This window comes from Ureaplasma zalophigenitalium (assembly GCF_025780055.1).
Classification (GTDB): domain Bacteria; phylum Bacillota_I; class Bacilli_A; order Mycoplasmatales; family Mycoplasmoidaceae; genus Ureaplasma; species Ureaplasma zalophigenitalium.
Map to the genome: position 1 here is coordinate 23060 of NZ_JAOXHJ010000003.1, position 12539 is coordinate 35598.

Below are 12539 nucleotides of genomic sequence, written 5' to 3' on the forward strand. Positions count from 1 at the left end.
ATTTCTTTGCTGTTTTAGCTTAGAATAATAAGTATATTAACTTTTGAGTGTATTGAGAAAGGTTTTATTATGTTTGTTAAAAAAACACAAACGCCACTCCACCATTTAGCATTTGATCCTTCTATCAAAAGTACTGTTAAACGTTTTTTACACGGTTCTGCCCGTTTTATTGCATCATCAGTGCTGTTAACCTTAGCGCTAGTTTTAGTTGTTGTAAGCATGGCAGCAGGATTAAAAGATGGTGCTTTTGGAGTACAAAGTATTAGTTATATAACCGTTTTCCAATTAGCTTTCGCCCAATTAGGCGGGACTGTTGGGGTTTTAATCGCTTTATACTCCAATAATTTCCACTCTCGTGATAAGCATGGATTTAGTTTAAATAAATCTTCACAACAAGCTGGAAGTATTTACGCCTTGTTATTTGGAATTTTTCTGTTAATTATTTATTTTCCAACAGCTCATGTGTATAACGAATATGCGAACATTCACACTAATACGTTATATACACAACAACAAGGGATGTTTTATATTTATGCATCTTGTGGATTGATATTATTCTCTTGCTTAAAACAATATTGACTATCTATTTTATATAAATCTCGTTTTTTAAAAAACCGAATTATGTATTATGTTTTTGAAATTAGTTTATATGTTTTAGGGTTAGGTTTAGCGTGTTTAATTGGATTATTATCTAATATAACATACGTGGGGTTTGGTGTTGGCTTAAGTATTGCGAGTTTTGTTGTTAGTATGTGCATTTTTACTTACATTAACGCAACACACTTATATTTACGAGATAAATTAGTGCTTATCCGAGCACAATTTATGGCGATTTTAAAAGCAACATGAGATTATACATTAATATCTGTCTTTACATCTGTCATTAAAATGTTTGCAATGATTAGTTTATTTTATGTAATCAATGATAAGATGGTTGGCTCAACCCCATTATATATGCAATCTGCACGGATCATTTGATATCAAGCAATGATGTTTATTCAAATGTTCTTATTCGGAATTTCTGATTATTTAGTTTATTTGTTTGGGAAACAAATGATTCGTCAACAACGTTTCCATAAACCAGAATTATTTTGAACAATTATTGTTTATGGATCATGTACAACAATTATTTTGGGAATTATTTTCGCTTTTAGCATTCAAGGTTTTAGCAACTTGTATGCACGAAACCAGGACTTAATCATTCCTGTAGAAGAAAATGCACCACCAGCTTATTTATATGAATTATTTAGAAAAAAACTATTAGAAGATGAAAATAATATTCATAAGATTATTGATGGTTTTGCTCAAACACCAGAGGGGCGAGCTTTATTCGAACAAGCCATTCATTTAAAGTTATTAACGCGATTAAATAACGATCAGCCATTAGATGAAAACATTCTAAAAATGTTAGAGAAAGAGGGATTTGATGCTACTTTAAACGCTATGATCAATAAAATTGCAACTGATAAATTAGCAAACGATCCTAGCGTGCTTAACTTAGCTACCAAAAGTGTACAATCCGAATTCTTAAAACGTTTAACAAAACAAACAACTCTTGAACCTCAATTAGTCCAAATGGTTCAAGCTAATCAATTTAATCAAGCAGTTAAGGTCATTATTGAACAAATTAAAATGACAAAACCAACTGAATTAAACGAGTTAATCTTAAGCTATCAAGTTGATGTAATTAAAAATCTGATGAAGACTCCAACTTTAGACCCTCTTGTATTCCAAATGATGTTAACTAACCAACCAACTGAATTAATAAATACTTTAGTCGGACAAAAGGCGCAATCAATTCATCAAGCTAATCCTCAATTATCTTTAGAACAAGCAACAGTTTTAGTTCAAAAAGAAATCTTACAAGGTTTATATAAATCAACTTATAATGATAGTTTATTAACTAATTTTAACCAAGCTGTTGATAATTACTTTAAAAATTTAGCTGATAAAAATTTAACTATTTTAGTTCAGGCAGAGATTGCTAAAAAAATCCTTAACAAAGAGGTGCTTGATACAGAATTTTATTCATTAGTTAACCAATATATAACAAACCAAGTTGAAGCATTGCATTTAAGTGATCCAGAACAAAAAGCCGCTGTTTTAATGCAAGTACAATCTGAATTGATTAAAAAGATTACGAACCAAACAACACTTGATCCTCAAGTTATCCAAGCAATCCAAAATAACCAATTTAACACAGTATTAGATAATGTCATAATGCAAGGTGTTAAACAATCAGAATTGATGAAATATAAAGTCGAACAAGAAGTTGCTTTAGGAATTATTCAAAAAATTATCGCACCTAACCAAATCGATGCGCAAATTACTCAAGGTTTACAAAATCATGGCGTTGCATTTGTTCTTAGTCAAATTGCTCAAAAAAAAGCACATGCTCTTAGTGTCCAACACCCTGAAGTACCTTTTGATCAATTACTATTAGGCGTGCAAAAAGAAATTTTACAAGGATTATACCAAAGTAAATTTCATGACAATTTATTAGCTAACTTTGAACAAGCAGTTAATAATGCTTTCAAAACTTTAGTTCAAACTCAATTAAATTCACCAGCAGTATTATCTCAAGCTAAATACTTAGCGCAAACAAAAATTCTTTCAACTTTAGATCCGTTATTAGTTGACAAAGCTTTTGATAATTTAATTACAACTACTATTAATGACCAAGTTCATAACAATCCCTTAGTTTTAAAGAAAATAATTATGGGTGTACAAACAAAAATTCTTGATAAGTTAAATCTTGAACAAGGTTTATATGCTCAAGGGTTAAAAATGATTCAAAATGAACAATTCAATGAATTTGTCAATAAAACATTAATGAATCAAATCTTCATTTTACAAGCCATTGATCTTAAAACCCAAGAAACTATTAATAACTTGAAATCACAAGATGCACAAGTTGCTTTAGATCAAACTAAATATTTAGTGGATCGTCTATGAGTTAAAACAGATGAATTTTTTATCGAAAAGATTAATAAAGTAAATCCGTTTACACGCTTATTTAAACACATTGACGCAAATGATATAGCTAACGAATTTAGTCATAAAAACGCCTTCATTCACATCTTCTTACTAAGTTGATTCTATCCATTAGCGTTAATCATTATTCGTTATGCTGATTTAATTAGATGCAAAACACCACTACCTGTGTTCACACTAATTATCCAAATTGCTGCCATTGCTTTTGTTGTAGGCTTTGGGGTCAATTATCAAACATCAGATACTTATAAAGGTTTATATGCATGATGCATGCCCTTGTCAATTATTGGGGCCACAATTCTATGTGCAGCCCTTATAATCGTTGGTGTCAACTATTTAAAATATCAAAAAGCCCTAACAAACAACAAACCACTACCAATTAATTAGAAAAAACAGCAAGATTAAGCCGGTTCTTGCTGTTTTTTTTTTTTTTTTGGCAATTCTGCAATAATTTAAATATGTCTATTCTAGACATTTTAATAATTAATAATTGATAAATAAAAAAAGGATTTAAAATGGGTAAATTTAACATTGACATTATAATTGATTTTGATGAGTGTCTATCAATAGGTGCACAAAAACAAACGAAATCAAAAACCATCGGAGAGCATTTATTAGATATTAGAAATCAATTACTTAAAGAGACTAGTCACTCTAATAACCCATCATCAGATGCAGACGTTGATATCTCGAATTTCTTGAATGAATTGATTCAAGAAAAAGAAAATATTTACATTTTGCATAATGACTTAATAACAAGGTTTAACAAAAATAAACCGGTTAACCAGAGTGACTGTTTAGATTTTGTAATTTGTTTAGGCGAAAAATACAATTTTCTAACTTTAGACATTAAGACTGAATATGATTCAGAAGAATACAACTATGCTTTAAGATTAAAAAGAATAAATATACTCAATAACTTAAAAGCCTCAATGATTCCAGAATCATTTGCAGAACTTACAAGTGGCTATGATTTTGATTTCCATTTTTACAATAGTATTAGTGACAAAATTGACGCTGAAAATGAAAGGACTGCTTCAGATGTTTCTAAAAAGAATGAGTTAAAATTAAAAAAGAGTGAGTTAATGAAATTATTATGAAAAGTTATTCAAAAAACTCCTAAATTATTGCATCAAGAAAAATGAAGCAGGGAAGAAAATTTAAACTTAAATTTTGTATATTATTTTTATAAAGATTTAATTTGACACTGAAAAGATAAATATGCTAATAAAAAAGAAGATAATGAAGAACTTTTACCTAAAATTGTTAAATTAGAAGAAAAAAAGTCTGGGGATGAAGTACATTTTATTGTTAAAATTCCTGAGAACCAAGACTCTTCAAATATTTTCAACTTGCAAAAAGGAAAGCGTTACTTATTAAATAACGAAAGTGAAAAAATAATTGAATTTGAACTTGCAGATATAAAAAATAGTGTAAAAGAAATATATTACATAAATTCTATACAACGTATACAAGATAGAAATAATAAAATAATCGAAAATTCTGAAAAAGAAGTACAGTCATTACAACAAAAGATAGATGAATTATCTCCCGAAGAAAATAAATTAAATAACGAATTACATTCTTTAGAACGAATGATAAAAGATCTTAATGAACTAAAACGAAAATTAGACGAGGATAATAATCAGAAAAAATATGAATTAAGACGAGGGTCCACAGACGACTCGAGATATGCATACATTAATAGTCAAATTAATAATAATAATCAACAAATAAAATATCATTCAAATAAAATTAAAGAACTTGATGATAAAAAAAAGGACCTTGAAAAGAGGAAACAGGTTCTTAAAGGAGAAATAGATAAAATCGAAAATTCTATTTGACAAAAAAAATCTATTATTTGGAAATGTGAAGAAAATAATAAAGAAATCGAAAAGTCATTAATAAAGAATGAGGAAAACCAATTTTTTAAATTTAAGATTAAGAAAGACAAAATAAATAATTCAAATAGCAACAATTCATATACACAGATGGAAGGGGTTTTGACTGATTTTTGAGACATTTGTGAAAAAGAAGTTTTTAAAGAACCAACAGAAGATCAATTTTTAAAAATAACAGAAAAGTTAATATCTTTACCGAAGATTTTTGAAACCAATAATGAATTTTGATTGTCAGATCAAGATGATGGATTAATGACAAAACACAAACGTTTTTATAATAATTTGAAAAATTTTGCAAAGGGTGATTACCAGAATCCATTTTTATCATATTTTATTGAAAAACCAGGAAAATTTACAATCAATTCACAGGCGTTAGAAGACATAAAATTATGCCTACATGACGATAATCCTCTTAATGATTTACAATTAAAAGCTGCTAAAAAAGCGTTGATTTCTCCTTGCATTTCATTTTTACAGGGACCTCCAGGAACCGGAAAAACACAAACCATTGTTGCGCTGATATATCATATAATTAAAAAAGAAAAGAAGAATGTAGTATTGACTTCATCCACTCACGAAGCTATTTTAAACGCTTTTGATCGCATAGCTTCATTGACTGAGGATGATCCTAATTTCATTTTCTATAAGACTTTAAAAAAAGTTGATGACAAAGATGATAAAAAAAATAAAACAAATGATAATGAAAAACTAGAAAAACGATTCGACATACGAAATACATTTTTTAATTTTTGTAACGCTTCTATTAACTATTATTCTAGTAAACATTTAAAAAATACAACTAAAGACGAATTTAAAGGTTTGATGAATAAAATAAATGATGTAATTAAGCCATCAAATTTTCAAATAAATAAAAAATTAATTGAATTTATTAGTGAATTGGAAAAAACAAGTAATCTTAAAAATATATCCGGTACTGATGAGGAAAAAAGACAACAAATCGTCAAATTTTTCAATAAGGACAAGGATAGTTTCCCAAATTTTATCAAAGAACACTTTGATAAAGAATATGAAATAATCACATTAGATGACATTGAATATTATTTTAAAAAAATTCAAGAAAGCTTATCAGAACGAAACAGAATTGATCATTTATTTCATAGGATGAAATCACTTCTAGAACATTTATTAAAAAACGAACGAATTAATAAGATTTATTCTCAAATCAAAAATGATGAAAATGTATGATCTGAAATATCGCCAGATAATAATTCTAAAAATAAAGATAAAATAATAAAAAAACTAGAATTAATTCAAAAAAACTTAGAAGAAAATTGTAATGATAAAGTAAATAAAAATATTAAAGACAGTTTTAATTTATACGTATTTAAGGAAAAATTAATTAATCTTATTGGTTTAACAACGACCGCCAAACAGGAAATTAAATACGATAGTGAAAATCAAATTAACTTATTCCAGGAGTATCCTGTTTACATGTCTATAGTTGATGAGGTGTCAAAGTGTAATAGTTTTGAAATTATTTCTTCATCACTACTTGCTGAAAAGATTGTCTTGGCAGGTGATTATAAACAATTACCACCAATTACAGATTTTGAACAAACAAACGACAAAAATAATTTAACTAAAAAAATAGATGAAGATGATGTAGAAGATATAGAAATAAATAAAATTTTTAATAAATTCCCTTTGATTAAAGAAGTTTATGATCGTTATGAGTGAGATGATGATGAAGAAGAAGATATAGACGACGACGATGATGAAACTTGTTGATATAAAAATAAAAACAGTATAGAAAAATTAACTCATCAAATAAAGTATCCTTTCTTTAAAAAACATGTTCTAAATTTAAAAAAATGAGGCTACGAACATACCTTTTATACATTCCTTAAGCAGCAAAGAAGATTTAATAAAGAAATACAATCTGTTGTGAACTGTTTTTATGACGAATATGAAAAACTATCTACTGACAATGAAGCAAGAACAGAATTTTATATAACATATAAACTGGCTAGAAAAGAGAAAAAATCTATAGTCGCATATGATACTTCAATCGTTAGCAACGATTGAAAACGACGATTAATAGAACTTGTAAATCAAGGAATTGTAGATCACAAAATTATTGGAACACTTGAACAAAGGGGAAATGTCGCGTTCGATCAAAAAGAAACATTAGATAAGCAAAAAACATACAGTGCTAGAATTAACGAATATAACGCCTTTACAATTGCCGAAATAATTGCTGACATAGTTGAAAGTAATTCATCTGATGACAAACCTTTCGACTTAGCAAATATTGGAGTGATTTCCATGACTAGAGCACAAAAAGAAATAATCAAAAGTTATTGAAACAAGATAAAGGAAAGAGTTCACAATAAAACTATTAACAAAATCAAGGTTGATACGGTTGATAATTTCCAAGGTCGAGAAAAGGAAATAATCATTATTGACTTTGTTCGGGCAAAAGGCTCTTTAGAAAATGCTGAGTTAAGATATCCAGAGAAACGAAATTATGACTTCTATAGTGTTCCAGAACGTTTTAACGTTGCAGTGTCAAGAGCGAAGCAAACATTAATATTAGTCGGAGCATTTAAAGAACCTTTAGAACATATAGAATTGGATGGAGAATATGCAAGTTTAATTAGTGATTATATTGAGTGTTTCAAAAACAAGGATGCATACATTGATTTAGGAGAGAAATATGGAGAAAGAAATTAAGACAAAATTGTTTATACCTATTTTGAAGATTGATTTAAAATTGTATTTTCGTAAATTAGTTGAAATAAATGATTTATCAAAAATAATAATAACTATGTTTTTATATGAATATAAGCAACACAAAGAGCTAACTATAAAAAAATTTTTAGAAAAACTATTAGGATATGAACGTGAAAAATTGGTGGATTTTGTAATTTCAGAAACATGAAAATTGATAAAAAGTAATGTTATTTTATATCAAGGAAAAAAGGGATTCGAAGAATTAGAAAAAAAAGATGAAAATGCAGTTATTAAATCAATAAAGGATTTACCTTTATTGGCATTAGGTAGCGAATCAAATTCAGACCATCCAATCCACCCTACAGTAGCTCAGAATTTTGAGGAAGATAGAATGGTGGGATTAGAACAAAAACCATTGGAAAAAAATTACTTTTACAAAAGACACCTGTTCTATGATAAATATAACGAAATTTTAAAATTTGATGACAATTCGGTTTATAGTAAAAAGGAAAATTATCATTTTTTAGACCCAGACAAGGTTTTAAAAAATAAATATAGTGATGAACTATATTCTTTCCTTAAAAACTATTTTGAGAATTCTGATAATTATGAAGGTGAATATAAGATTTATGAAGATTATAGTTTAATCAATGAAAAAGATAAAAATACTTCTTTGTCAGAAGAAGATATCTCTTGAGTTGAACAACCATTTAATTTCGATTTAAATAAAAATGAAATTATTCCAAAGGATGAAGAATCAAAAGCGTTTTTATCAGCTATAAAAGAGTTTAAATATAACGACGAAGAATCGCCACTTTTTAGTATTGAGAACATTGATCAATTTGTTAAAAAAGATATTTTAGGTATGGAAATCGAGAAATTCCAGAACGAAGAGTTGGGATTCAAAATAGAAAATTTTAGTGGACTAGAAGATGATCTTTCCCTAAGCTTTTATCAGAAAATCGCGCAAAAGCAATGATCTAAATTTGAGGATACATTGCATTCGCTTATTAATAAAAAAATAATGTACGATACCACAAATGATCAATATTTTTATATTTTCATTAGAGAATATCCAATAAAAATCGGTTCAAACTACTTGGTAAATATTTTTAGCTTTGATCGCAAAGAAATTAAAATTAATGAATTATTCAATGACTACTTGGATTTAAAGTCTGAGAAATATGACGATAAAACACTAAGTCTAATATTTGATAATATAGATAACTTTTTAAACGAGGAAGAATTTATTAATTTTTTAGATATAAATATCAAACAAGACAGAAGTCTAGAGATTAACTGAAACCAAATTATTAAAATATTGGAAAAATATGAAACCGAAATATCTCCTAATCTACTGATTAGAATGATTAGCAAAGCTGGTTCATTTAATGGAGATGAAAACCAACAAAAAAGACACGATCTTGCTAATTTACTAGTAAATAAATTAAATCTTTCGGAAGAAATTCTTTTTCAAGTATTTTTAGAGATGAATTTTGAATATAAAGAAAACGAATTTCTATTTAATAAGAAGACAAGTTTTGAAAAAACGATTAATGAATTTTTCACTCAATATCAAAAGCTCCTTGATGCTTCAAATATAATTGAGAACTTAGAAGCGTTGGATGAAGAACAATGTACTCAATACGAAGAAAATATCTCTTCGTTAAAAGAATACCAAGCAGATTTGCTTAAAAACTTTATTAAGGAAAATCATAAATTAAAAGATAAAATAGAGAATTGCAAAAATTTTTCAGAAAAATTGCAAGAAACTTATCAATCTCTAAAAAAAGGGTCTATGGATTTAATTAAGACTAAAGCCCTTAATATCAGAGAGATGATCGAAAAAGAAACAAATAAGCCAGAACTTGCTAAGCTTAGTTCTTTTCTTCAACAAACATATGAAAGAAATGCAGATTTAGAGGAGTTATTACAATTAGTTAAGTGATGTAATTCCTGACTCCACCATAACGATAACAAAAAGACACTTTCCCTTAAGGAAGTTAAAGATAAAGAAGAGCGAAGCAAACAATTACTAAAACAAATTAAGAAGAAAAAAGAGGAGCAAAAATAATGTCCCATTCTGCTAGTGTCCGTTACAACATTAATACTAATTCCGAAAAAACAGAGATTGACGCCTTAAAATCTCAACTTTGCAATTTACGTAAGACTATAAATACTAAATATATCATTCAATCCATAGATTCACAATTAGAGAGTTTAAATGATCTTGAACATAGATTGCAATACTTAGATAAGAATCTAAAAAAGCCAATATTTGATGTAGATGTTCTACATTTAGATAAAAAAGTGTTGGAATATACTATGTCAAAAAGTCGTTTAATAAAAGTGATTTCAAATTTGTCTATTGATTTTTCTTTTAAAAATCTAATAAAACTTGAGGATCAGGAAATTAGCGATTTAATTCTGCAAAATGGTTTTTTATCAAATATAGTAATCTGTAGATTGGAAGAGGAAAATCTTTCCATCAGCCCCGAAAATTTTCTGCGTAAATTAGAGGAAATTAAACAAGAAAGAATTAATGAAGAACAAACCGAAAAAATTCGAAATGAAATTAAAAATTTAGTTCTTTCGCAAAAAATAGACGACAAGTTAAAAAGATCGTTATTGAACGAATTTTTATTTATTACAAATTACCAAGAATTAGCTGATTTCGTCCCATATGCTACTGAGATTATCAATCAGTATAATGAAGCATTGAAAAAACATAAAATATACACACAACTACTAGAAAAACATAAGTATAAACACAAAAAAATCGAATTTATTATTCAAAGAGATGCTGAAGATAAACTAAAACCTAGATATGCTTTCATTTCAAAATTTTCGAATCCATTAAAGAAAAACAACGAGTTTTTATTAACTTTTAACTTAGATGGATCGATTAGTTATGATATTGGAGATTATGAAAAACACATGTGTTGATCCCTTTCTGATGAATTAGAAAAAGACCTAGAAAAGCATGGCTATTTTGTGAAAACCAAAAATATTACACGAAGTGTTTCCGGGGCCCGACCTTTAAGTAATGCCCGTAAATTAAGAGAGGGTGAAAAATAGTGAAAAACTCCTTGGAATATTTAAAGATAAAAATTAAACATAAAAATTTAATTACAATTACAGGCAACGTCAATGATTTATATTGTTTTAACGACGATGAACATGGATTTTTAAATGTTGACTTAAAAAATATCATAGAATCTTTTGCCAAAGAAAACAATTATAAAATTGCTCATTATTTTGCTCCATCATTCGGGGCGATTGATTTACTCGAAGAAGAAACGAATGGTTTATATAAGCAATTAATAGCATTAGATGATATAAATAGCTTTATGAACCATATTGTTGAAAAAACCAAAGATTTTGTCGATGAATATGGCACATTTGTCGAACACGAAAAAGGAATCTATGTTATTAATTTTGCTGATAGTTTTTTTGATAATCAAAACAATTCTAATAACTATATAGACAATCTAGTTAATGTTATTTCCATGACTTTGGATAATAATAATAAATCTAAGTATATTGAGGATTACAGTCGATTAACAGATAAAATTATTTTTATCATGCGAGATTCGAATAATCTTATTAAAGACTTATATATGAACAACATTGAGTACATTGATGTACAAATAAAAAAACCTAATATGCAAGAAAGAAAAGATATTATTCGAAAAAACGCTCATTTTTTTAGAACGATTGACAAAATGGACTTAAACTCTGAAACAGAAATTTTACAAAAAGCAGTGGCTATGTCCGAAGGTTTAAGTTGTATCGAAATTTTACAATTAGGAAGAGTTAATGAATCTCAACAAAGTTTTTCAAATAGATATAATTTAATTTATTTTAATCAGCGAGAATCAGAGTGAGAAAAAATTGATTACGAAAAAATTCGAAAAATTAAGGAGCAGTTTAGCAAAAGGGTTCAAGGTCAGGATTATGCAATTGATAAAATTTCTCAAGTTTTAATCAATTCTTTCCTCGGTTTAAATGGTCTGATGTTTAATGAGTCGCTTAACAAGCCTAAAGGAATATTATTTTTTGTAGGACCGACTGGTACAGGGAAAACAGAGATTTCAAAAACTCTGGCCGAGTTTGTTTTTGGTAGTGAGAGAAAATTGATTCGTTTTGATATGTCTGAATATAATCACGAGCATTCTGACCAAAGATTAATTGGTGCCCCGCCAGGCTATGTTGGATATGACTCAGGTGGTGAGTTAACTAACAAGGTAAAATTAAATCCTTTTTCTATTCTTTTGTTTGATGAGATAGAAAAAGCACACCCCAAAATTTTGGACAAATTTTTACAAATCCTTGAAGATGGGAGATTGACTTCTTCTAAAGGAGAACTTATTGATTTTTCTGAGACATTTATTATTTTTACATCAAATATTGGTACGGCTGAAATTAATGATATCGATATCACGGATGACAAAGCTGTACGTAGCGCTTTTATAAAAGAAGTAAAAAAACACTTTATCGAAAAGATCAACAGACCCGAATTATTAAATAGAATTGGTAACAATAACATCGTTCCTTTTAATTTTATACATAATAGAGAAATTATCAAAAACATTATTAAGTCAAAAATGAAAGTTTTATTCGACAAAATATATAAGGATTATAATTTACTAGTTAACTATAACGATGTTTTTGAAAAATTGGTTGATTTAATCAAAAAAATAACTAATCATCATATGGGTGCTAGAGGAGTTATCAACAGTGTTGACGAATTTATCACCAAAAGTATAGGAGACTTTATTTTTGCTAATTATCCAGAAATTCAAACTAAAAAACAAGCAAAATTAATTCTTAATGTTGATATGATTATCGAAGATAACAAAGCAGTTTTTATCTTCAAACAATAAGCAAACCAAAACAAAAAAACAACGTAAGACGTTGTTTTTTTACTTTTTTTACTTATGAATTTTA

General features: G+C 27.7%; 5 protein-coding genes. All 5 read left to right on the top strand.

The genetic code is table 4. From position 1 onward, the window contains the following. Positions 1-69: 69 nt before the first annotated feature. The 5 genes from OF365_RS01610 to OF365_RS01630 all read left to right on the top strand — a co-directional run bounded on the left by OF365_RS01610 (position 70) and on the right by OF365_RS01630 (position 12475). The gene (locus OF365_RS01610) at positions 70-3381 is read left to right on the top strand and encodes a hypothetical protein (RefSeq protein ID WP_263817865.1); all 3312 of its coding nucleotides are present in this window, start codon (positions 70-72) and stop codon (positions 3379-3381) included. Positions 3382-3509: 128 nt separating this feature from the next. Next, a complete protein-coding gene (locus OF365_RS01615) occupies positions 3510-7589 on the top strand; it encodes an AAA domain-containing protein (protein ID WP_263817866.1) in 4080 nt (1359 codons plus the stop codon). Next, on the top strand, positions 7573-9663 hold the full coding sequence (locus OF365_RS01620) for a hypothetical protein (RefSeq protein WP_263817867.1): 2091 nt from the start codon (positions 7573-7575) through the stop codon (positions 9661-9663). Before OF365_RS01615 ends, OF365_RS01620 begins: the two co-directional genes overlap by 17 nt. After that, entirely contained in the window at positions 9663-10667 is a 1005-nt protein-coding gene (locus OF365_RS01625; RefSeq protein ID WP_263817868.1) for a hypothetical protein, read from the top strand. Before OF365_RS01620 ends, OF365_RS01625 begins: the two co-directional genes overlap by 1 nt. Continuing rightward, on the top strand, positions 10667-12475 hold the full coding sequence (locus tag OF365_RS01630; RefSeq protein ID WP_263817869.1) for an AAA family ATPase: 1809 nt from the start codon (positions 10667-10669) through the stop codon (positions 12473-12475). Before OF365_RS01625 ends, OF365_RS01630 begins: the two co-directional genes overlap by 1 nt. Positions 12476-12539 lie beyond the last annotated feature (64 nt).